At 57.2% G+C, this 21,474-nt stretch carries 21 protein-coding genes; 16 read left to right on the plus strand and 5 right to left on the minus strand.

The annotated features are described in order from the left end of the window. Positions 1-5: 5 nt before the first annotated feature. The 15 genes from J5Y17_RS08765 to J5Y17_RS08835 all read left to right on the plus strand — a co-directional run bounded on the left by J5Y17_RS08765 (position 6) and on the right by J5Y17_RS08835 (position 14,730). Positions 6-1,148, plus strand: a complete 1,143-nt coding sequence (locus J5Y17_RS08765; protein WP_219784872.1) for a hypothetical protein — start codon at positions 6-8, stop codon at positions 1,146-1,148. Then, positions 1,145-1,708, plus strand: a complete 564-nt coding sequence (locus J5Y17_RS08770) for a L,D-transpeptidase (RefSeq protein WP_219784873.1) — start codon at positions 1,145-1,147, stop codon at positions 1,706-1,708. Before J5Y17_RS08765 ends, J5Y17_RS08770 begins: the two co-directional genes overlap by 4 nt. Before the next feature lie 11 nt (positions 1,709-1,719). Then, positions 1,720-3,123: a CpaF family protein gene (locus J5Y17_RS08775; RefSeq protein WP_219784874.1), complete on the plus strand. Its 1,404-nt coding sequence runs from the start codon at positions 1,720-1,722 to the stop codon at positions 3,121-3,123. Further along, positions 3,120-4,082 carry a type II secretion system F family protein gene (locus tag J5Y17_RS08780; protein WP_219784875.1) on the plus strand — a complete coding sequence of 321 codons (963 nt, stop codon included), beginning with the start codon at positions 3,120-3,122 and terminating at the stop codon, positions 4,080-4,082. The genes J5Y17_RS08775 and J5Y17_RS08780 overlap by 4 nt, the downstream gene beginning before the upstream one ends. A gap of 18 nt (positions 4,083-4,100) precedes the next feature. Further along, complete coding sequence (locus J5Y17_RS08785; protein ID WP_219784876.1) at positions 4,101-5,027, plus strand: type II secretion system F family protein; 927 nt, start codon at positions 4,101-4,103, stop codon at positions 5,025-5,027. A 39-nt stretch (positions 5,028-5,066) separates the two neighbouring features. Continuing rightward, the gene (locus J5Y17_RS08790) at positions 5,067-6,344 is read left to right on the plus strand and encodes an ATPase (protein WP_219784877.1); all 1,278 of its coding nucleotides are present in this window, start codon (positions 5,067-5,069) and stop codon (positions 6,342-6,344) included. Positions 6,345-6,685: 341 nt separating this feature from the next. Further along, positions 6,686-7,333 carry a hypothetical protein gene (locus J5Y17_RS08795; protein WP_219784878.1) on the plus strand — a complete coding sequence of 216 codons (648 nt, stop codon included), beginning with the start codon at positions 6,686-6,688 and terminating at the stop codon, positions 7,331-7,333. A 15-nt stretch (positions 7,334-7,348) separates the two neighbouring features. Then, positions 7,349-8,785: a hypothetical protein gene (locus J5Y17_RS08800; protein ID WP_219784879.1), complete on the plus strand. Its 1,437-nt coding sequence runs from the start codon at positions 7,349-7,351 to the stop codon at positions 8,783-8,785. Beyond that, positions 8,775-9,740 carry a metallophosphoesterase gene (locus J5Y17_RS08805; protein WP_219784880.1) on the plus strand — a complete coding sequence of 322 codons (966 nt, stop codon included), beginning with the start codon at positions 8,775-8,777 and terminating at the stop codon, positions 9,738-9,740. The genes J5Y17_RS08800 and J5Y17_RS08805 overlap by 11 nt, the downstream gene beginning before the upstream one ends. 34 nt (positions 9,741-9,774) lie before the next feature. After that, positions 9,775-10,569 carry a hypothetical protein gene (locus tag J5Y17_RS08810; protein ID WP_219784881.1) on the plus strand — a complete coding sequence of 265 codons (795 nt, stop codon included), beginning with the start codon at positions 9,775-9,777 and terminating at the stop codon, positions 10,567-10,569. 7 nt (positions 10,570-10,576) lie between these two features. Beyond that, entirely contained in the window at positions 10,577-11,461 is an 885-nt protein-coding gene (locus J5Y17_RS08815) for an SdiA-regulated domain-containing protein (protein WP_219784882.1), read from the plus strand. A gap of 335 nt (positions 11,462-11,796) precedes the next feature. Then, positions 11,797-12,609 (plus strand): transporter substrate-binding domain-containing protein, encoded by an 813-nt coding sequence (locus J5Y17_RS08820; protein WP_219784883.1) that lies wholly within the window; start codon positions 11,797-11,799, stop codon positions 12,607-12,609. Positions 12,610-12,685: 76 nt separating this feature from the next. Then, positions 12,686-13,351, plus strand: coding sequence for an amino acid ABC transporter permease (locus J5Y17_RS08825; RefSeq protein WP_219784884.1), 666 nt, complete (start codon positions 12,686-12,688; stop codon positions 13,349-13,351). 10 nt (positions 13,352-13,361) lie between these two features. Then, the gene (locus J5Y17_RS08830; RefSeq protein ID WP_219784885.1) at positions 13,362-14,015 is read left to right on the plus strand and encodes an amino acid ABC transporter permease; all 654 of its coding nucleotides are present in this window, start codon (positions 13,362-13,364) and stop codon (positions 14,013-14,015) included. Beyond that, positions 14,008-14,730, plus strand: a complete 723-nt coding sequence (locus J5Y17_RS08835) for an amino acid ABC transporter ATP-binding protein (protein ID WP_219784886.1) — start codon at positions 14,008-14,010, stop codon at positions 14,728-14,730. Before J5Y17_RS08830 ends, J5Y17_RS08835 begins: the two co-directional genes overlap by 8 nt. Positions 14,731-14,800: 70 nt before the next feature. Here J5Y17_RS08835 and J5Y17_RS08840 read toward each other — a convergent pair whose 3' ends face one another. Beyond that, positions 14,801-15,832, minus strand: a complete 1,032-nt coding sequence (locus tag J5Y17_RS08840) for an Ldh family oxidoreductase (protein ID WP_219784887.1) — start codon at positions 15,830-15,832, stop codon at positions 14,801-14,803. A 32-nt stretch (positions 15,833-15,864) separates the two neighbouring features. After that, positions 15,865-16,497, minus strand: coding sequence for a helix-turn-helix domain-containing protein (locus J5Y17_RS08845; RefSeq protein ID WP_219784888.1), 633 nt, complete (start codon positions 16,495-16,497; stop codon positions 15,865-15,867). Positions 16,498-16,643: 146 nt separating this feature from the next. Between J5Y17_RS08845 and J5Y17_RS08850 the strand changes: the two genes are divergently transcribed. Then, on the plus strand, positions 16,644-18,320 hold the full coding sequence (locus tag J5Y17_RS08850; RefSeq protein ID WP_219784889.1) for an aconitase X: 1,677 nt from the start codon (positions 16,644-16,646) through the stop codon (positions 18,318-18,320). 10 nt (positions 18,321-18,330) lie between these two features. On the opposite strand, the gene J5Y17_RS08855 is transcribed toward J5Y17_RS08850, so the two are convergent. The 3 genes from J5Y17_RS08855 to J5Y17_RS08865 form a co-directional block, all read right to left on the minus strand. After that, positions 18,331-19,365: a proline racemase family protein gene (locus tag J5Y17_RS08855; protein WP_219784890.1), complete on the minus strand. Its 1,035-nt coding sequence runs from the start codon at positions 19,363-19,365 to the stop codon at positions 18,331-18,333. A gap of 85 nt (positions 19,366-19,450) precedes the next feature. After that, entirely contained in the window at positions 19,451-20,380 is a 930-nt protein-coding gene (locus tag J5Y17_RS08860) for a dihydrodipicolinate synthase family protein (protein ID WP_219784891.1), read from the minus strand. 236 nt (positions 20,381-20,616) lie between these two features. After that, on the minus strand, positions 20,617-21,333 hold the full coding sequence (locus J5Y17_RS08865) for a GntR family transcriptional regulator (protein ID WP_219784892.1): 717 nt from the start codon (positions 21,331-21,333) through the stop codon (positions 20,617-20,619). Between the last annotated feature and the right edge of the window lie 141 nt (positions 21,334-21,474).

Consider the following 21,474-nt stretch of genomic DNA (forward strand, 5'->3'; position numbering starts at 1 on the left):
TGACTATGCAAGAAGGATCTAAAGCAAAGATTTTGATGTTCAACGGCGAAGGTTTGGATCAGAACGATGTTCTGGCACCGCTGAAAAGCCGTTCCACAGGCAAGGTCGAGATGGTGCGGCAGGAGGACCTGCAAAAGGTGCTGTCTCAGTCGACCTACGATCTGTTTTTGATGCATGTAGAAAGTTTGGGACATGAAGAGATCCAAGTCCTGACCAATGTCAGAGGCACGACACCCGATCTGCCGGTGCTGATCGTCTCGACCGAACTCTCTGCGGATCAGACCCGACTTTTGCTCAAGCACAATGTGCAGGACTGGCTCGCGAAGCCCGTATCCGCCGATGCGCTTGACAGCGCCATTATTGGCGCGTTCCGTGTGAAGCGCATTCAGGACAACAGCGTGCATGCGGTGTTGTCGGTTGTAGGCGGCGCCGGTGCGACGACCGTCGCTGTCAGCCTTGCGGACCTGTTCGTGTCGGAAAACAAGAAAAACTCCAATGTCGCTCTGTTCGATCTGGATTTCTCGACAGGGAACTGTTCCTACGCTCTGGATATGGTCAACGAATTCAACCTTGGCTCGGTCGTCAGTGCGCCGCAGCGGGTCGACGACGAATTCATCCGCCTTGTTCAGCAAAAGCATCGTCGAGGGTTCTATCTCTACTCGTTCAAAAAGCCGGGATTGAATACTGAGATCAGCAGCTATGAGCTTGTTCTGAGGATGTTGGATGCTGTGTTGTTGGAACACACGCACACCATTCTGGATATTCCGTATTACGAAACCGAGTGGCGTGACGATGTCCTGTCCGCAGTGAACACCTGCACATTGGTGACAGAACTTAACCTGCCCGCGCTCAAACATACGCTCGATATGGTCAAACATGTGCGGAAGCTGCGGGGCGAAACATTCCCGCTGAATGTAATCATCAACAAGAAAAGCGGCCAACTCTTTGGCAGTCGCATCAGCAAGAAGCGGTTGCAATCCCTGCTCGAAGGCGTGCCCTACTACTTCCTTCCGGAAGAGAAAGACATCCTTGGCGAAGCGCTTGATCGGGGCATCCTTCCGGTGGAAATCCGCGCGCGCAACGGCTTCTCACGGCGGCTGTCGAAAATTTTCGAAAAGCTGCAGATGGCGCCCAAGGTGACGTCATGACGAGGCTGCGCCCGGATCGTCGAAGATTTCTTGCGGCGGCGGTTGCCAGCGTCTTGGTCCCGTCAGTCTCCTGGGCCGAGAACGTGAAACGCGTCCCGCGCGATCATGGCCCCCAGACCATGGAAATCGTCGAGTATCCCAACGACTTCAAGCCGGGCACAATTGTGATCTCCAACGCGGATCAAACGCTTCATCGGCTTTTGGGAGGAGGCAAGGCAGAGCGCTACAAAATCTCTGTCGGACGCGATGGATTTCTCTGGACAGGGGCGACGGTCGTAGGGCGCAAGGCGACTTGGCCGGGCTGGACGCCGCCGGGCGCAATGCGCAAACGCGATCCCTCTTTGCCGGAATATGTCCCGCCGGGACCCTATAATCCGCTCGGCGCGCGGGCACTCTATCTGTTCTCAGGCGGCCGGGACACGCTCTACCGGATTCATGGCACTAACAATGCCGGAACCATTGGGAATTATGAAACTTCGGGATGCTTTCGGATGACGAACGCCGATGTGATGAGCCTTTATGAAAAGGTCTCACCCGGCACGCTGGTCGTTGTGAAATAGGGGGGACACGCATGTTAGGCCGCTTCTACACAAAGAAAAATGTCGAGACGCCAGAGGGCGCAGAGACGCCTTCGACGTTGCAGGAGAAACCTTCCGTCGAGAAACCTTCGGCGCATGCGAAACCGGCGCAGACGGAGTTGCGTGATTTCGTCAACGAACGTGTTGAATTGCACCGTTTCCTGATCGACAAGATCAACCTTTCGATCCTCGACACGATGGAAGAGGACGAGTTGCACGATGAATTGCGCCCTCTGGTGCGCGACTATGCAAAGGCCAACAGCTTTCCCCTCAGCGGCAGCGAGCTTGAAGGGCTGATCAACGACATCGCCGACGAGATGCTCGGTCTGGGGCCGCTCGAGCCGCTTTTGGACGATGACAGCATCGCCGATATTCTTGTCGTCGGTTCCGGCAGCGTCTTCATTGAACGCGGCGGGGTTTTGGAAAAAACGAATGTGCGCTTCAAGGATGAAGACCACCTGATGCGCATCATCAACAAGGTGGTCGCCTCCGTCGGGCGTCGCGTTGACGAAAGCTCTCCGCTGGTGGATGCCCGTCTGCAGGACGGCTCACGTGTCAACGTCGCGATCCGGCCTGTCGCCGTGGACGGGCCGCAAGTCTCGATCCGGAAATTTGCCAAGCGTCCCTATTCTCTCGACAAACTCGTCGAGAACAAAGCCCTGTCCCAAGGCATGGCTGATCTCTTGGCGGCCTGTGCCGAGGCCAAGATCTCAATGATCATTTCGGGCGGCACGGGGTCGGGGAAAACGACAATGCTCAACGCCTTGTCTTCCTACATTCCGTTTCAGGAACGTCTGGTCACGATTGAGGACGCGGCAGAGCTTCAGCTTCAGCAGCCCCATGTCGTGCGTCTCGAAACTCGCCCGCCGACGGTCGATGGCCGGCATGAGATCATGCAGCGCGATCTCGTCAAAAACGCCCTGCGGATGCGCCCTGACCGCATCATCGTCGGCGAGGTGCGTGGCGGCGAGGCGTTTGACATGCTTCAGGCGATGAACACCGGCCACGAGGGGTCGATGTCGACGGTGCACGCCAACAGCCCTCGCGACGGGATCAGCCGGATCGAGCAAATGGTAGGTATGGCGGGGATGCCGATGTCACAAACAGCCATCCGCTCTCAGATTTCGTCGGCGGTTCAATTGATCGTCCAACTGTCGCGTTTGCGCGACGGCACGCGGCGCGTGACTTCGATTTCCGAGATTACAGGGATGGAAGGCGACATCATCCAGCTTCAGGAACTCGCCAAATTCAAACGTCTTGGCGTGACCGACGACGGCATGATTTTGGGAGAATTCCGTCCCACGGGCATTCGCCCAACCTTTTACGAAGAGTTGGAGACGATGGGCCTCAATCTTCCGAGCGAAACCTTTGATCCATCCAAGGCGACACCTGCATGAACGACAGATTGATCTTTCTCTATGGACTGATTTTTATCGCGGCGCTGCTATTGGTCGAAACCGTGTTGCGTATCTTGATGCGCCGTCTTTCGTCCCGCAAAGAGGTTGCCAACCGTTTGGAGGCTGTCAAACAGCGCGTGGACGGCCCGGATGCGTTTCAGGAACTTCTCAAACGCCGCGGGTTGGGCGAGGGAACGGACCTCAGTTCCTTCTCCGCAATCCATCGGAAATTCATCGGCCAGACAGGGCTCGAAATCTCGAATGTCCGGCAGATTTCCTATCTGATCCTCTTTGCGCTTTTTGGGCTGTTCGCTTCGGGGTTGTTCTTGGGGCTCAGTGGCATTCCTCAAGTCATCTTTTCGCTGGTTTTCGCCGTGGCGCTGGGCGTGCTTATTCTCTGGGTGAAGCGCGCGAGCCGTATCCGTCTCTTCACACGTCAACTTCCAGAGGCGATCGATGTGATCGTCCGTAGCCTCAATGCAGGGCATCCTCTGAACGCCGCGATCGCATTGGTGTCGAGAGAAATGCCGGATCCGATCGGGTCGGAATTTGGCATTCTGCATGATCAGATGACCTATGGTGCGGATCTCGAATTGGGCATGATGGCACTTTATGATCGCGTGGGCGCGCCGGAGATTCAGCTTTTGACGGTAACGGTGAGCGTTCAGCGGGGAACGGGCGGCAATCTTTCGGAAATTCTGGAAAACCTCTCCAGCATGATCCGTGCCCGATTGATGATTAAGCGGAAAATCCTCGCGATTTCGGCAGAGGGCCGCATCACCGCTTGGATCATGCTCGGCTTCCCCTTCGGTCTTTACTACATGATCCGAGCCTTGGTGCCCGAGTATTTCGATCCGGTTTGGGAATCCGGCTACGGCACACTTGTCGTCACCGGATGTCTCATCATGATTTTCTTCGGAATGATCATCATACGCCGTTTGGTGAACTTTGATTTCTGAACGGATTGGGAGCTCGACATGCTAACGGAAACGACAGTCCTCATTCTGATTTTTGTGGCAGTCTTGCTCTGCGTGTTTGTGCTCGCGGACTTTATTCTCGGTCGTCGCGATGTTTCCAAGCGTATGGAGCGCGCGAGTAAAGGCCGACAAGAACGTGAAGACCAGATCGACAAGAATCTCGGCTCAGGCAATGAGAGCATCCGCTACTATCTTGATGTCGTGAAAAATGAGCCGGCCAATTCCTTGCGGATGCGGCTTGTGCAGGCGGGATATTTTTCTCCCAGGGCGCTGCGGACTTTCAACATCATCCGCATCCTTGTGAGCCTGAGCGTGATCACCGCGTCTTTCATCGCCTTTTCGATCCTCTTCGTCGGCGCGGGGTCTTTTGCACATATGTTCATCGCGCTCGCTCTCGGCGGGATCGTTTTTGTGCTTTGCTCTTATGTGCTCGAACAGAAGGCCAAGAAGCGTCAGCGAGAGTTCGGAAAGCTCTTTCCTGATTTTATGGATCTGCTGCTTGTGTGTGTCGATTCCGGGCTCGGGATCAATTCTGCAATCGATCGCGTGACGCGCGAGTTTCTGGTCACTACGCCGGATTTCGGCGTGCAGTTGTCCATCGTAAACCTCGAAACGCGAGCGGGTCGGCCCCTTGATCAAGCCCTGATGAATTTTGCGAAACGCATCAATGTGGATGAGGCCCGCACGCTTGCTGTTTTGTTCAAGCAGTCGCAAGAACTCGGCGCGTCGATCAGCCATACCCTACGGGTGTTCAGTTCTGAGATGCGCGAACAGCGGCTGATCCGAGCGGAGGAAAAGGCCAATGCTTTGCCCGTGAAGATGCTCATGCCGATGGCGCTTTTCATGTTTCCGGTCAACCTCGTCATCGTGCTTGTGCCGATCTTGATGACGATCATGAAAATGATGGTTGGCTTGTCGCCGCGTTAACCAGACAGGCATGAGGACTTCACCAGAGAAAGACATGACATGACCAAATTTCATTATCCAGAGCCGCCCAAAACCGTAGAGGAGACGGGGCTTAGCATGAGTTTTCTCATCAATCTGGTCGCGAAGGTCATGTATGAGCGGGGAACGCTGACGCCGCTTTTGATTGCCGAAGAGATCAAACTGTCCAAATTGATCTGTCGCCTGCTGATTAAGGAGATGACGCGTCTTCTGCTGGTGGAGGCGCAGGGGCTTGAGAGTGCGGATATCAAATCCGACATTCGCTACAGTCTGACGGATGCAGGTCGCAAAGTGGCAATCGAAGCCATGCTGGCCTCGCAATATGTGGGACCTGCGCCGGTGACGCTTGAAGCGTTCACCGCGCAAATTAAGGAACAGTCCATCCACACCGAAGAAATCCATCGCGACGATTTGGTGGAAGCGTCAAAGCATTTGGTCTTGCCGAAAGGGATGATGGCACAACTCGGTCCGGCCGCCAATTCCGGGCGCTCTGTCCTTTTGTATGGCGAGCCTGGGAACGGAAAGACATCGCTCGCGCAAGCGTTGGGCGATGCGTTCAGCGATACGGTCTACTTCCCCTACGCCATGCTGGTCGGCAATCAGATCATCAAATTTTTCGATGAAACATTGCATGAGGTGGTGGAGCAGGATCCCGAGATGCCACCACTCGATGCGCGTTGGGTGCCCTGTCGCCGCCCTGTCGTGATCGCGGGGGGCGAGTTGACGCTGCCGATGTTGGACCTTTCTTTCGACGTCACCTCACGATTTTACGAAGCGCCCATGCATTTTAAAGCGCTCTGCGGTGTGTTCGTGCTGGATGACTTCGGACGTCAGGTTTCCACTCCACAGGAGTTTCTGAACCGCTGGATCGTCCCGCTTGAAAAGGGGTTTGATATTCTCTCGCTGCACACCGGGCGCAAGTTCATGGTGCCCTTCGATCAGTTGGTGGTTTTCTCTTCAAACATGTTCCCCGAAGAACTTGGGGACGGGGCCTCTCTGCGGCGCATCTATTTCAAGATTTACGTACCCTGTCCGACCCGCGAGGATTTTCTGAAAATCTTCGAGGATGCGTGCCGCGACCTTGCTTTTGACTGGAAGCCGGATGTGGTGGGCGACTTCTTCACCAAGGAATATGAAGAGAAACAGCACATCACATCCGGCGCGCACCCGCGCTTTTTGCTGCAACATATTGATGCCTATTGCCGATATGAGGACGTGCCGCGCGAAGTGACACCGGAATACCTTGAGATCGCGAGCCGCAATGTCACGGCGAGCAAGAGAAGGGCCGGTTCTGAATAAAAGTGGCGTGAGACGCTGTCCTGTAGTGAAGGTCAGTGAAAGGCGTCGACGTCAGTTCGTCCGTGTCGGAAATGCGGGGGAAGCGTCCGAAATTTATCTCACCGAAAGCAAAGAAACCAAATCATTTCGCATATTTTCGCCGTTCCACAATCGGCCCTTTTAAAACTACCAGTCGAAGAAACATCTGCGTGGTGCCATAGCGAGCGAAATAGAGAGATTGGACACAATGAAGCACCTTAGAGAGCTAAATTGTCTGGACTTGCGCTCTCTTTCGCGACCTCAATGAAAATGGAGACACGCGTGCATTTCGTCACTTCAAAATTGTGAAAGGGATAAGCTCAATGAAACTCGTTTTCGGCCTCGTGTTGAGTGCCTTTGTTGCCGCGTCAGCACATGCGGCTGATTTTACTGTTCGAAGTGGCGGTCCATCGGAAAAAGAGCTTTATGCCCGTTCGACAGATGGCGCACCGGAAGGTACAGCGTTTTTCCGCCCTGTTTTGAGCGGCGTTCTCTATCGCTCTGGTTTCTCCGGCGGCGACAAAGACCGCACCGGACTGTCGTCGTCTCAGAAGACTACGCTGTGCCAGGATGGGTTCTCGACAGCTTTCTATGCAGACTTCGGCAAGAACACATCTTATGGCGAGACTTCTTGCAGCACCGGCTCGTTGGACTATCAGTCCGCGCGTTCGTCGCGGCCGGCAAATGTCATGAAAGCGATCCACGACACGATCGTCACGCCGGAAAAAGGTCCGGTTTTGGTGCATTGTATGTGGGGCGTCCACGCCTCTGGCGCGCTGTCCGCAATGGCGCTTGTTCAGTTCTGTGGTTGGAGCGAAGACCGGGCGAAAGACTACTGGAACACCGCACGCAACGACGCGCCCTGTTCGGGCGGCTGTGACGCGTGGATTGATGCGAAGTTTGAAAACTTCTCGTTTGATCCAACGCTCGCGATTTCCGAAGAACAACGCGCAGCTATTTGTCCGAAATAAGAGAGACGCCCGATTATGACACACGCCAAGGCCCTTCTGAGTTCAACCTTTCTGCTGCTTTCCTCCATGACCGCTCAGGCCTCGGACGCCGTGATCGGTGCCGAGATGACCTTCACGAGCCCAAACGGCCTTATGGAACGATGCGTGCGGATCGCATCGCTTCCCGGCGCGAAGTATTCAAAGGACGATCTGAAAGAAGAAGAGGCCTTTTGTGAGATCGACCTCTATCACACGAATGTTGCGCTTTGTCCGAAAACCTGGAGCACGAGCCCCGGCATGATGGTCTATGACATCAGCGAAGGGCCCTACGCGGGCGCGCGCGACCGTTTCCACCGAGATGCCTGCCGGGAGGGCAAGTCGGCGAGCGCTCAGGCCAAGGATGCGCTCGCGAAATTCAAAGTGACGATGAATGCCGAGGGCACCAGCGGCACATTTTCGACCGCGCCGCTGCTCTATTACCATCTGTCGCGCTATTTCGACATGACGGTGAAGGTCCCGGTGGCGGTTTGGCGCAGTATGGATGCCGCGGAACAGTCCAAAGAAGTGGCGCGCCCGGGGCTGTCGCTTTCTGGGAACACGGGTCGGATGAACCACGAAGGGTGGCGGCATCTCGTGAACGCGGAGCAAAATCCGTCGACCTATTCGCCAACGGATGAGCTCTTTACCTCTGACCGGACACAAATTTACGGCGTGCTTCTCACCAGCCCCGGTCATCGCTATGGGTCAGAGGTCAACGGCACACGGAAATCCGGCTGGGGCAAAGGTCAGAATTTTGACTTTCAAGAAACCCCCGCCTTTTTGGCGCTGCGCTCAATGCTTCCACTGGAACAGGCGATTGCTCATGGTCTGAGCGAGGCCAGAAAAGATAGCCAGATCAATCGCGATTTGGGGTCTGACGTCTCTGCGCATCAGGTTGCCTATTGGATGCGCGAAGTGTCTGAAATTGTTCTGTTGGACTTTATTTTCAGCCAACAGGACCGGATCGGGAATATTGATTTCACGCCCTATTACTATTGGGTGGAAGAGGGTGAGCTGAAACATAAGAAAGCCAACCATCACGAGCCCGCTGATGGCACTGTTCCATCCGAGGCGATCCTGATCCGTCGCACGAACCTCAACGACAACGACGCTGCCGGGCGTGTGGCCTATGCCAACTTCGCGAAATCGACCCAGATGCTGGAGAAAATCCGACATTTCGATGCGGACATTTATCGACGTCTGATCGCGTTGAATGCTGATCTCACGGCGCAGGGCGAGATCTATCAGTGGCTGGCGTCCAGTCTTGGTATGACGGAGCGGCAGGTGAGCCAAGTCGTCAAGAATACTGCGCTTGCGACCGATATTTTGCGCAACAGCTGCGAGCGCGGCGAGCTGATCTTTGATCTTCACCCGAAGCGTTTCTTTGAAACCGGTCAGGTTGTCGCCGAACAGGTTTCTTGTGATGGTGCGTAAACTTCTGGCGATCGTCTCCCTGATCCTATGCGCGAGTGCTGGGGCGGCGGACGGTCTGAAAGTTGTGGTGATCTCTGACTTGAATGGTAGCTATGGCTCCGTTGATTATTCCTCATCGGTCACACGCGCTGTGAGCCGGATCGTTGAAATGAAACCCGACCTTGTGATCTCCACCGGGGATATGGTGGCGGGGCAACGCAAGCCGCATCTGAGTGAACGCGAAGTCCGCGCCATGTGGGCGGGCTTTCATCAGGCGGTGACGGATCCGCTGACGGCTGCGCAGATTCCTTTGGCGGTGACGCCCGGCAATCATGATGGATCGGCGTACGGCGGGTTTGAGCTTGAGCGGGCGATCTACGGCGAGACCTGGATCGCGCATCAACCGGATTTGGACTTTGTCAAAGGGTCCAACTACCCGTTTTCTTATGCGTTCGATCTTGGAGGGGTGCGCTTTGCTTCCGTGGATGTCACGACGGTCGGCCCTCTCTCTGGGGAGCAAATGGGTTGGGTCAGTGACATCATGTCGGGCACGCCGGAGCGTCGCGTTGTCTTCAGCCACTTGCCCCTGTGGCCCTTTGCTGTTGGGCGCGAAACAGAGATCATCGGCGATCCGGTTTTCGAAGCCCTGCTGTCAAAGCTGGATGTGGATCTGCACCTTTCCGGCCACCATCATGCCTTCTATCCGGGCGCGGTTGGCGATCTCGGAGTGATTTCTCAGGCCTGTCTGGGCAGCGGAAAAAGAGCCCTCATCGGCGCCGAGAGCGAACGCTTTCAGGCGATTACTCTTCTTGAGTTCTCCGAGGACGGCCACATCGAGGTCAGTGCTTTTAAGGCGCCGGATTATTCAGAACGCGTCGAGATTTCGGGCCTTCCGCACACGTTGGAAACATCGCATCGTAGAATTGAGCGGCTGGACCATGTGTCTCTGCCGCATGTGACTTGGAAACAGGACTAGGCCGTTTGCGTGCCTGATAGAGAGAATGCAAACCATGAACCGTAAAGCCAACACATGGCGCTTTCAGAGCATATACTTCTTTGCTTTTCTGGGGGTGTTGGGGGCCCTTGTGGTCGTCGCACCGGCACTGGCCCAGAGCCCGGATGGCCCGCTTGTTATTCCTTCGGAGATCGACGTGCGCGCCCGCGGTTGGAGCCAGTTGACGAATTGGAAAGAGGTGCTTGAGTTCGCGCTTGCCGTTGTGGAGACGACAGTGTTCACGGCGCTTCTCGCCTTTCACCCGGCCAATCGCGATGTCCCGTCAAAGGTGTTGGGCGGAGAGCTTCAAAAGGGCATGTTTCTCTTTGCTCTGATCGGGATGCTGACCGGCTTTCTTGTCATGCACCACGGCTATCTGATCGGCTTCGTGATCTTTGGCATTGGGGGGCTGTTCCGCTTTCGGATGGAATCCAGCACGATTGCGGACACGGGCCAACTGGTCGTGACATCCTTGGCCGGCCTTGCGGTGGGGCTGGACCTCCCGGTCATGGCGATGATCGGGACTATTGCGGCGTGGTTTTTGCTTCAGATTTTTGGCAAGACAAAGTTGTTCGGACTGGAAGTAAAATTCGAGGAAAAGAAAAACTCTCTCGGTTTGCTGCGTGACCTGCCAAAGATGCTTGAGGAGAAGGGGTTCTCGGTTGTCACTGTGACTAAGGCAAAGTTCAAGCCAACGGTGCGCTACACGCTATCTTCGCGCAAACCCGGTGCCCAAAACCTTCTGATTGAAGAAATGACAGAGATGCAGGCCACCGGCAAAAGCGGCGTTGTCGATTGGCACGTCGATTAACGAAGTCATGGCGTGTGTTCAGAGCTATATCCGATGTGCGTTGTTGTTTTTGGTCGGCGGCATCGCGTCTCCGGTTGCGTCCGAGGACGTGGGCGACCCCGTCGCGCTGGAATTTCTCGGAAGCTGGAAGATTTATGCGCATCACGAGGATTTCGAAGAACCCTCGGGCCTCGTCTTTGATCCTGAGACGGAGGAATTTCTCGTCATCAGCGACAACACCGATCGCTTCTATAGCCTCTCAGCGAGCGGAGAGAGGGTGAAGGATATCGGTGTAATCGATCATCTCGAAGATCCGGAAGGCGTGACTTTGGATGTGCAACGTGGACGGTTGCTTGTGCTCTCCGAGGATCAGGCCGCCATCTATGTGATCCCGCGCGACACGCCCGAAAATGTCGAAAAATACGCGCTGAAAAAGGTGATTGAGAACGCATCGGACGAGGTGCGGGATTTGCTGGAGGGACGTTTCTCGCCGGAAGGCATTACCATTGACGCGACCACTGGGGCCGTGCTCCTTGTCAATGAGCGCAGCCCCCGCGTGCTCGTTGAACTGTCTCCTGACCTCACTGACATTCTATCGGTCGAGCCGCTCTCGGCGGAGAATGGATTTGTTGTGGAGAGGGTGAAAGAGCATCATCTGGATGTTTCTGGACTCGATTACGACGCGGGCCGGAACGCGCTCTGGATCGTAAGTGACACGGGTGAGAGCGCGTTTTTCTGGAGGCGCGGGCAGGGGCCTGCTCAGCGCTTCGAGCTTCTTTGGAAGGATGATGGAGGGGCGCTGAGGCGGATCGAGAACGCCGAAGGGATTGCGCTCAACCCCGCGGGTGACAGGCTTTTCATCATCAACGACAACGACAAAAAATCGCGTCTGTTTGTCTATGCTGTCCACTAGGGCAGCAATTCATAAACGTCCAAAGGCGAAAGAGCGTAATTATTCGCGGCACACAGCGTGATTCTCGGACCTCTTCGGGGCTGTGGAATGCGGTGACGCGACGTGATGCATCTCAGATGCTTGAGATGACTTGTGCCATTGGGCGCCCCAGAAACCACCTACAGTTTTGTTTTAGCTGTCTGTTTTCGAGCTTCGCTCTGACAGGTGGAAATATTTTTTTCTAAAATATTATTTGCATACTAAGTTTTTTCTTATATGAAAAATAATATCAAAAAGAATAATCCCCGCAGCAAATGTGGGGGCCAGAAAACCCACTCAGGAGAGGTTGAAGACCCATGAATAAATTTACTTTGCCCGCCGCTTTGCTTGCCGTTACCGCCGTCGCGGGGACGGCCGCTCAGGCAGACAAGCTTGATGACGTGATCTCGTCCGGCAAGCTGCGCTGCGCCGTCGTTCTGGACTTTCCGCCGATGGGGATGCGCGACGAAAACAACGAGCCGATCGGTTTTGACGTGGATTACTGTAACGATCTGGCTGCCGCTCTCGGTGTCGAGGCCGAGATCGTAGAGACTCCTTTCCCGGAACGTATCCCTGCGCTGATGTCCGGTCGTGTCGATGTGGGTGTCGCCTCCACCTCCGACACGTTGGAGCGCGCCAAGACCGTGGGCTTCACCGTGCCTTACTTCGCCTTTGAAATGGCGGTGACGGCGAATGATGAAACCGGCATCGACTCCTTCGAAGCCATGAAAGGCCACACCGTGGGCGCCGTCGCGGGCACCTATGAGGCCATCGCGTTGGAAGAATTCGTCAACGAATGGGGCGAAGGTTCCACCTTCCGTCCGTATCAGACGCAGGCTGACGTGTTCCTCGCGCTGAGCCAAGGCCAGCTTGACGCAACCGTGTCGACCTCGACCGTGGCGCAGGCCAATGTGAAGTCCGGCAATTTCGAGGGCATCTCTGTCGTTGGCACAGCCCCCTTTGACATCGACTATGTCGGTCTCTTCGCGAAACGCGACGAATACGGCTTCCTGAACTACCTCGATCTCTTCGTGAACCAACAGGTCCGCACCGGGCGTTACGAAGAGCTCTATGAAAAATGGATCGGTGGCGATGTCCCGTCGCTCTCCGTGCCGGGCGTCTATCGCTAAGCTCTGACGGCTCTCCATCGCGGCGCGGGGTTTCCCGTGCCGCGTCTCTATTGCTCTCCAGGGAAATAGAACTCACATGTTCGATTATACGTTCCAGTGGAAGCAGGCTCTGGCGCGACTGCCAAAGATGCTGGACGGCGCGGTGGTGACGATGGAGGTCGCGGTTCTGTCGATGCTCCTCGGCATCGCGCTCGCCATCCTCCTGACCCTGTTTCGCCAATCCGGCTCCAGACCGCTCAAAGCCATCGCGACCACCTGGGTCGAGATCGCCCGCAACACGCCCGCGCTGTTTCAGATTTACATGGCGCATTTCGGGATCGCGAGCTTCGGCATCCATTTCTCGCCCTTCACCTCGCTTCTGATCGGCATCACCTTCAACAATGCGGGCTATCTGGCCGAAAACTTTCGCGGCGCGCTCAAGGCGATCCCGGACACGCAAACCCGTGCCGGGCGTTCACTTGGCATGACGCCGGTGCAGTCTTTCCGCTATATCGTCATGCCGCAGATGTTGCGGATTTCCTTTCTGCCGATGACGAACCAGATGGTCTGGGCGATCCTGATGACCTCACTGGGTGTCACAGTTGGCATGAATATGGATCTTTACGGCGTGACGCAGGATCTGAACGCGCTGACCTTCCGCACGTTCGAGCTTTTCGCCATTGCCGGTGTGATTTTCTACGTCATCACCAAAATCATCACCCTCGGCGCGCGTCTGATCGCGATGCGCCTGTTCCGGTATTGAGGAGACAGACATGTTTGACACAGCTCTCTCCGCCAATGACCTGATCTTCCTCGCCAAGGGCGCGGGCATCACCATCGTCGTGACCGCCATTTCTGTGGCGATCGGCACGGTGCTGGGCATCCTCTTCGGGGTCATCCGCGTGCAACTGGGTGCGGTGCTTTCCGCGCCTCTGACCTTTGTCCTCGACATCTTCCGCTCCGTGCCGCTGTTGATCCAACTTGTGCTGGCGAATGCTTTCGTCGGTATGGTGCTTCAGCTACAGGTCTCCGGCTTTTTCGTCGCCTGTCTGGTGCTCTCGCTCTACACCTCGGCCTATTGTGCCGAGATCGTGCGCGGCGGCATCGATGCGGTGCCCGCGACCACGCGCCGGGCGGCGCGGTCCTTGGGCATGTCTTGGGGGCAGGATATGCGCTATATCGTCCTGCCGCTGGCAACGCGTGTAGCCTTGCCCTCTTGGATCGGTCTTGCGCTGGGCGTCATGAAGGACTCAGCACTCGTCTATGTGGTTCAGGTCACCGAGCTTTTGAAATCCACACAAATCCTCATCACGCGCCTGCAAGAACCGATGTTCCTGCTTCTGATCTGCGGCGCGTTCTACTTTATCATCAGCTTCCCGCTTGCCCGTTTCGGGGGCTATCTCGAAAAAAGGTGGTCCAATGATTGAGATCCAGAATGTCCGCAAATCCTTTGGCGATCTTGAGGTTCTCAAAGGCATCGATTTGAACGTCAATAAGGGCGAGGTGGTCACCGTGATCGGTGGCTCCGGCTCAGGGAAATCTACGCTGCTGACCTGTATCAACGGGTTAGAGCCGATCAACGCGGGGAAGATTTTGGTCGACGGCACCGAGGTGCACGCCAAAAGCACTGACCTCAACAAGTTGCGGCAAAAGATTGGTATCGTGTTTCAACAGTGGAACGCGTTCCCGCATCTGACCGTGTTGGAGAACGTCACGCTGGCGCCACGCAAGGTCTTGGGGATGGATAAGGCAAAAGCCGAAGCCATCGCCGAGAAGCAGCTCAAACACGTGGGGCTTGGCGACAAGCTCAAGACCTATCCGACGCGCCTCTCGGGTGGCCAGCAACAGCGTATGGCGATAGCCCGCGCGCTGGCGATGTCGCCGGATTATATGCTGTTCGACGAGGTGACCTCGGCGCTCGATCCGCAGCTGGTGGGCGAGGTTCTGGAGACGCTTCAGATGTTGGCAGAAGAAGGCATGACCATGATCCTCGTCACCCATGAAATGAGCTTTGCCCGCGACGTATCCGACCGGGTTGCGTTCTTTCATCAAGGTGTCATGGCGGAGATCGGTGTGCCGGAGCAACTGTTCGGCGATCCGCAACATGTGGAGACGCAAAAGTTTCTCGCCAGCGTGCGGTGAGAGGTCTTTCACACGACGAAAGGCGCGGGAGAAGAACTCCCGCGCCTTTTTCTATGGGCTGTCGCCTGCGTTAAAGCGCGGCGAGGCCCTTGGCTTCGAAGAGGTCAAGCTGCGCAAGCTCGGCTTCGCTGAGTGTGATCCCTTGGCTTCGAGACTCTTTGCGCGCCTTGAACCGCCGTTGCGATGGAAGCCGCGCGCCCTGTCCCGCTATCGCGGTCAAAAGCCGCTCGCCCTCGGCCAAAGGATCGCGTCCGCTGCGCGCGGAGAAGGTCGTCGGATCAAGCGCAAGTATCAGCGCCCCGTGACGGGGCAAGAGATGCGTGCCGCCGGAGAACTCGAGCGCCTCTTTGCTCATGAACTCACCCAAAAGCGCGCCCGCGAGCAATTCGACCATTGTGGCAATCGCCGAACCTTTGTGCCCGCCAAAGGGCAACATCGCCCCCGCAAGGGCCGCATCCGGGTCGGTCGTGGGGTTGCCGTCGCGGTCGATGGCCCAGCCTTCAGGGATCGGCGTACCCGCCCGGCGGTGCAGTTCGATCTCGCCCCGTGCGGCCACCGAAGTGGCAAAGTCGAAGACATAGGGGTGGCTGTCAGGGCGCGGCCAGCCAAAGGCAAAGGGGTTGGTGCCTAGCAAAGGTTCGGTGCCACCAGTGGGGGCGACCGAGGCGTAGCTTGGGCACATGGAGAGCGCGGCGAGGCCCTCTTCGGCCAGTGCCTCGACATCGTGCCAGAGCGCCGAGAAATGCAAACAATCGCGGATCACCAAAGCGGCCAGCCCGGTCTCTTTCGCCCGCGCCACAAGCATTTCTTTGGCGGCAAAGAACGCCGGGTTCGAGAACCCTGCATTGGCGTCCACTTCGATCACGGCTTTGCCTGTGTCGACGATTTCCGGGATGGCATCGGGTTTGACCATGCCTTCCTTGATCACACGCATGCAGCCTTCGATCCGGTAAATCCCGTGCGATTTGCAATGATCGCGCTCACCCGCGACGATCACATCGGTGACGGCCTCGGCGTTTTGCGGAGTGAGGCCGCAGGACAGGAAAATCGACTGAACACGTTGGTGCAGCTCTTCAACGGATATCGGGGCGGGTGTGCTCATCTTGTCGTCCTTCGGTGGGGCTGGCGCCCTGATTATTGGGTGATGTCGGTGTAGGTGCAGGCCCAGAAAATTCGTGTCTCGACATCGTCGAGCGCCCGCAACCCATGTTTCAAGGTGCTGTCGAAATAGGCGCAATCGCCGGGTTCCAAGATCACCGGCTGATAATGTTCGACGACCAATTCGACGCGGCCCGTCAGCACATAGAGCGTCTCTTCGCCGGTATGGGCCTCAAGCTCGTCTGCCTTGAGCGCGTTGCGCTGTTCGACGGTGGTCACCAGCGGGATGATTTTTTTGTCCACGAGCGCGTTACATAGAACCTCATATTCGAAGTTCTTCGAACGCACGATCTGGCCTTGGCCTGCCTTTGTCACGGTGAGGCGCGTGGTCTGCATCGCTTCGGTGTTTTCCGAGAACAGGCGTTCCATGCCGATGTCATAGGCCCGCGCGATCCGGACAAGATTTTCATAACTCGGCGAGACGCGCCCGTTTTCGATCTTGTGAATCGTCGACAGGGCCACCCCGGATTTCTGCGCGGCGGCGTCCAAGGTCAGACCAGCGGCCTGACGCACGGCTTTCATGCGGGTGCCAAGCTCGCTCCGGAGGTTTTGCCGTTCCGCTTCCCAATCCTCACCGGGGTTTTGATCCGTGGCGCTGTCCATCGTCATCGTATTTTTCTTTTCTTACCATATTTGATTGTTTAAGCATATATCTGCGTCACTCACAATGATAGCAATCCCAGCCCGGCAAACGGAATACCCATGTTGTGACTTGGGCGGTTTCCATTGCTGGGAGCGCCACAGGAGGACATGAGATGCCAGATCTGATCGTTGAGGCCAAAGTCAAAGCGCCCGTGCTTTTGTGTGAAGAGGGGCTGAGTGTTTGGGGCGGGGTCGATCCGGCCACGGGCGAGATCATCGACGCTCATCACCCGCAGCATGGCCAAACGCTGGCGGGACAGATCGTCATGATGCCGACGAGTCGCGGCTCTTGTACAGGCAGCGGGGTGTTGCTTGGGCTTGCTTTTGCGGGACAGGCGCCGCGGGCGCTGATCTTTCGCGAAAACGAAGACATTCTGACCCTTGGCGCGCTGGTCGCGACCAAGCTGTTCGACCGTCCCATCGCCGTTCTGCGCCTCTCGGATGAGGACTATGATCAGCTGGCGCAAGAAGAGGCGGCGGAGATTACCGCAACCCATCTCATCGCGGGGGATAAGACATGGCCTTTGTCGCGCATGGCGGCGGCGGTCGAGCTGACCGAGACCGATCGTGCGTTTCTCGCCGGTACGTTTGGGGAGGCCGCGCAGCTGGCGATGGAGATTATCGTGACCATGGCCATCGCGCAGGGCGCCACGCGTCTGACCGATGTGAGCCGGGTCCATATCGACGGTTGCATCTACGCCAGCCCCGCCTTTTTGACCTTTGCGCGCGCCATGGCTGACAAAGGCGGACGGGTGCGGGTGCCGACCACAATGAATGCAATCTCCGTTGATCATGCAAATTGGCGCAATCAGGGTGTGGCCGAAGATTTCGGTCTGCCCGCCAGCCAATTGGCCGACGCCTATGTCGAGATGGGCGCAAAGCCCAGTTTCACTTGCGCGCCCTATCTTTTGGCGGACAGGCCTACAGAGGGCGAAGACATCGCCTGGGCCGAAAGCAATGCGGTGATCTACGCCAACAGCGTGTTGGGCGCGCGCACCGTGAAACACGCGGATTTCATGGATCTGTGCATCGCACTGACCGGGCGCGCGGCACAGGCCGGGGTCTATCTCGATCAAAACCGTGCCCCGCGCCGGATCGTGACGGTGAGTGTGCCTGAGGGGATCGACGATGCCTTCTGGCCGATGCTCGGTTGGCTATTGGGACAGGCGGCGCCGGATCGCATTCCGCTTTTGCGCGGGCTGGAAGACACCACGCCCAGCGAGGATGATCTCAAGGCTCTTTGCGCCGCCTATGGCACCACTTCTGCTTCGCCGATGCTGCACATCGCCGGGATCACGCCGGAGGCGGAGATGCCGCCCGCGCCAAACGCCGATGAGGCCATCCTCGGGCCGGAGGATTTCGTCCAGCTTTGGGGCGAGTTCAACGCTGGTGGGGAAAAGGTCGAACTTGTCGCGCTGGGCAGTCCACATTTTTCGATCGCCGAATGCGAGGCCTTTGCCGATCTTATGGAGGGGGCAAAGGTACATCCTGAGGTGGTGACGATCATCACACTGGGGCGTCAGAGCCTCTCGGCGATTACGGAAAGTGGCGTCAAGGCGCGTCTTGAAAACTCTGGGGTCAAGATCGTGCCGGATCTCTGTTGGTGCTCGATCTCTGAACCGGTGTTTCCCCCTTCGGCCCAAGTCTTGATGACCAATTCCGGCAAATACGCCCATTACGCGCCAGGCCTGTCGCGCCGTTCCGTGCGTTTCGGCTCACTCGCGCAATGCGCCGAAACCGCGCGGTCGGGGCGGGCACCGGCCGCCCCGCCGCCTTGGGTTTCCAACTGAGCGCGGGGGGTTACCCTTTGATCTTCGGCCAAGTGTCGGACAGGCGATAACCGCCCGGCCACGGGTCTGTTGGGTCAAGCATATGCTGCGCCGTGCCGGTGATCCATGCGCGCCCGCTGATCTCTGGGCGGATCGCCTCCGTGTCGCCCAATGCCACGGTGCCGAGGATGCGGCCGTGAAATTCAGAGCCGATGATCGACACGCCGGTCAGACGGTCCTCCGGCCCCATCTCTTGGCGTGCGTGTAAAAGCGCCATTCGGGCCGAAACGGCGGTCCCGGTGGGAGAGCGGTCGAGTTTGCCGGGTTGGATCGCCACCACCGATTGCGCGCGCAGCTCTGCACCATTCCGCTCAATCGGTCCGGCAAAGAGGCAAAAGGAATGATGCGTCCAATCCGGGTTGGTCGGATGTTCAAAGCGATACTGCGCGTTCGCGGCATTTGTGATGCGAATGCCCAGTTCGGCAATCTCGCGCGCGTTTTCTGCCCGCAGATCGACCCCAAGAGCAACGGGGTCAACGACCACGAAACTGTCGCCGCCAAAAGCCGTGTCCACGGTGATCTCGCCCAGCCCCGGCACCTCCAGCGGCACGCCAAGGCGGCTTGCGAAGGAGGGCAGGTTCTCGACGTAAATCCGTTCGGCCTTGCCATTGGCACAATCCGCCCGCACCCGCACCAGCCCGCCGGGGGCCTCAAGCACCATCTCGGTGACGGGCTCTGTCATCGCAATGATGCCACTGTCGAGCAGCACGGTGGAGACGCAGATCGAGTTCGACCCTGACATGGGTGGGGTGTCTTCGGGCTCCATGATGATCCACGCCGCCTGCGCCTCCGGATGCTTTGGCGGCACCAGTAGGTTGACGTGTCGGAATACACCGCCGCGCGGTTCGTTCAACATGAAATTGCGCAGGGTCTCGTCTTGCGCGATCCACTTGCGTTGCTCCCAAACCGTCTCGCCGGGCGGAGGCGCGACACCTCCGACGATTACATCGCCAACTTCGCCCTCGGCATGGCAGGAAACAACATGGATGACTTTCGTGCTGCGCATGGGCGCTCTCCTTGGCTGTGTGGAGTATAGAAAAGGCGGGCCACTCGCAGTGCCCGCCTTTGGTCGTCAGAATGATGTCAGAGGATCAAACCCATGCATCATACCACGCACGGAACAGCGCGTATTGGCTATCCACATGGGCTTTTTGTGCGGGCGAAAGCATGTCGGTTTCGTTGAAGTGCAGCTCATATTCCGCATCCCCGGTCAGAACCATCAGGCGCTTGTAAAAGAGCACAAGCTCCGGGCCCTCGTCGAAGGAGGACAGCACCATGAGCGCGTCTTCCAGTTCTTTGGCTTTCTTGCGGGCTTCGATGTCTCCGGTCGCGGCTTTCTTGCTCAGGGCGACGAGTTGCAGCACCTCTTTCGGAAGCGCGTTGCCGATGCCGGTGATGGCGCCGGTTGCGCCGCAGTTGATGAAGCCGTGGCACACCTGGGTGTCGACGCCGACCATGAGGGTCAGATCGTCATTGCCGGAGGTGATGGTTTCAGCCGCGTAGGTCAAATCCTTGGCGCCACCGAATTCTTTGAAGCCGATGAGGTTCGGGTAGGCGGCGTTCAGTTCAAAGAACAGATCGGCGCGGGTTGCGAAGCCGTAATAGGGGCTGTTGTAGATCACGGCAGGGATGTCTTTGGCCGCTTCAAGGATCGCGGCGAAATGCGCCTTTTGGGCGGCGACAGAGGACCCGCGGGACAGAACGCGCGGGATCACCATCAGACCTTTGGCGCCGACTTTCGCGGCGTGGGCGGCGTGGGCGACGGCAGATTTCGTGTTCACGGCGCCGGTGCCGACGATGACGGGCACGCCGGCCTCGACAAGGGCCTCGACACCTTTCATGCGCTGCTCATCGGTCAAAAGCGGCCAGTCACCCATAGAGCCACAATACACCACGGCGGACATGCCTGCCGCGATCAACTCCTGACCTTTGCGGGCCAGGGCCGCGTAGTCGGGCTCGCGGGCCTCGGTGCAGGGGGTCATCAGCGCGGGAATGCAGCCGGTAAAGATCGTGTCGCTCATCTGCGGTCCTTTCAAAGTGTGCCTTGCAGTCTCGGGCGCGGGAGGTGTCCGACGTTTCTGCTTTGTCGATATTTGAAATATCATTTGGACAATTATTTGTCGACAAATAAAATTTAAAAATGAAATTGGACTTATAAGTGGTTTAAAAGCAATGTGTTGTTTGGATTGTGAAGAGCTAGAAAGCAAAAAGAGCGGCCCGAACGGGCCGCTCTTTCGAAAGGAATAGAGACTCGCTTTTAGAGCGAGAGAGAGGCGTTCGGCCGTGTGTCGGCGGAAATATAGGACTGGATTTGCGACACAATCTGATCTGCATGGACGCGCGCCAGTTCATCAGCGAGGGCGATATCGCGGGCGACGATGGCGGCGATGATGTGCTCATGTTCAGTGACATATTGCTGCGGCAGCTTGTCGTTGAAGGAGGAATAATACAGACGCAAGATGCGGCGCCCTTCGTCCAGAAGCCGAGTGAACAACTCAATGTAATAACGGTTGCCCCCGGCCTTTGCGATGGCGACATGGAAGTCGCGATTGGAGGCAATCATCCCAAGCACATCCTGCTCTGCCACGGTTCGGGCAAAGGCATCCTGAAAGGCCTGAATCTCGGCAACATGCTCCGGGCGATGGTTCTGTGCCGCCAGCCGCGTGGTGACGCGATACATCAAAGTGAGCGCGTCAAAGAAATCGCCCAAATTCAGAAAGTCGATGTTCGATACGATCGTGGCGCGGTTGGTCAGTGTCGTGATCAACCCTTCGGCCGCAAGCCGGACCAGCGCCTCCCGGATCGGCGTGCGTGACAGAGAAAACCGTTCGGACAGCTGCACTTCGTCGATGGGGCTGCCGGGGGTGAGTTTCAGCTCAATGATCTCGTTGCGCAGGGTCTCATAGACATGCGTGACCCCGGATCCGCGCTTTAGCGGAGGCTGATCGGCTTTCTTTTCTTTGGTTTTTGTCATGCGATAGATGTCCTCTGCTGAGCGAGAAATATGTTTGCATAAAGGGGGAATACGGCGCCATACCCTTTTTAAAATTTTTATTGTCGACAAGGCAAATGCAGGGTGTTAGCGTTACGGCTCGTAAGATCAGGCCGTGAGATC

Source organism: Celeribacter sp. PS-C1 (genome assembly GCF_019429625.1).
Classification (GTDB): domain Bacteria; phylum Pseudomonadota; class Alphaproteobacteria; order Rhodobacterales; family Rhodobacteraceae; genus Celeribacter.

Coding starts and splice junctions, on each gene's coding strand:
- J5Y17_RS08765 (WP_219784872.1), top strand. CDS start 6: ATGCAAGAAGGATCTAAAGCAAAGATTTTGATGTTCAACGGCGAAGGT.
- J5Y17_RS08770 (WP_219784873.1), top strand. CDS start 1,145: ATGACGAGGCTGCGCCCGGATCGTCGAAGATTTCTTGCGGCGGCGGTT.
- J5Y17_RS08775 (WP_219784874.1), top strand. CDS start 1,720: ATGTTAGGCCGCTTCTACACAAAGAAAAATGTCGAGACGCCAGAGGGC.
- J5Y17_RS08780 (WP_219784875.1), top strand. CDS start 3,120: ATGAACGACAGATTGATCTTTCTCTATGGACTGATTTTTATCGCGGCG.
- J5Y17_RS08785 (WP_219784876.1), top strand. CDS start 4,101: ATGCTAACGGAAACGACAGTCCTCATTCTGATTTTTGTGGCAGTCTTG.
- J5Y17_RS08790 (WP_219784877.1), top strand. CDS start 5,067: ATGACCAAATTTCATTATCCAGAGCCGCCCAAAACCGTAGAGGAGACG.
- J5Y17_RS08795 (WP_219784878.1), top strand. CDS start 6,686: ATGAAACTCGTTTTCGGCCTCGTGTTGAGTGCCTTTGTTGCCGCGTCA.
- J5Y17_RS08800 (WP_219784879.1), top strand. CDS start 7,349: ATGACACACGCCAAGGCCCTTCTGAGTTCAACCTTTCTGCTGCTTTCC.
- J5Y17_RS08805 (WP_219784880.1), top strand. CDS start 8,775: ATGGTGCGTAAACTTCTGGCGATCGTCTCCCTGATCCTATGCGCGAGT.
- J5Y17_RS08810 (WP_219784881.1), top strand. CDS start 9,775: ATGAACCGTAAAGCCAACACATGGCGCTTTCAGAGCATATACTTCTTT.
- J5Y17_RS08815 (WP_219784882.1), top strand. CDS start 10,577: ATGGCGTGTGTTCAGAGCTATATCCGATGTGCGTTGTTGTTTTTGGTC.
- J5Y17_RS08820 (WP_219784883.1), top strand. CDS start 11,797: ATGAATAAATTTACTTTGCCCGCCGCTTTGCTTGCCGTTACCGCCGTC.
- J5Y17_RS08825 (WP_219784884.1), top strand. CDS start 12,686: ATGTTCGATTATACGTTCCAGTGGAAGCAGGCTCTGGCGCGACTGCCA.
- J5Y17_RS08830 (WP_219784885.1), top strand. CDS start 13,362: ATGTTTGACACAGCTCTCTCCGCCAATGACCTGATCTTCCTCGCCAAG.
- J5Y17_RS08835 (WP_219784886.1), top strand. CDS start 14,008: ATGATTGAGATCCAGAATGTCCGCAAATCCTTTGGCGATCTTGAGGTT.
- J5Y17_RS08840 (WP_219784887.1), bottom strand. CDS start 15,832: ATGAGCACACCCGCCCCGATATCCGTTGAAGAGCTGCACCAACGTGTT.
- J5Y17_RS08845 (WP_219784888.1), bottom strand. CDS start 16,497: ATGACGATGGACAGCGCCACGGATCAAAACCCCGGTGAGGATTGGGAA.
- J5Y17_RS08850 (WP_219784889.1), top strand. CDS start 16,644: ATGCCAGATCTGATCGTTGAGGCCAAAGTCAAAGCGCCCGTGCTTTTG.
- J5Y17_RS08855 (WP_219784890.1), bottom strand. CDS start 19,365: ATGCGCAGCACGAAAGTCATCCATGTTGTTTCCTGCCATGCCGAGGGC.
- J5Y17_RS08860 (WP_219784891.1), bottom strand. CDS start 20,380: ATGAGCGACACGATCTTTACCGGCTGCATTCCCGCGCTGATGACCCCC.
- J5Y17_RS08865 (WP_219784892.1), bottom strand. CDS start 21,333: ATGACAAAAACCAAAGAAAAGAAAGCCGATCAGCCTCCGCTAAAGCGC.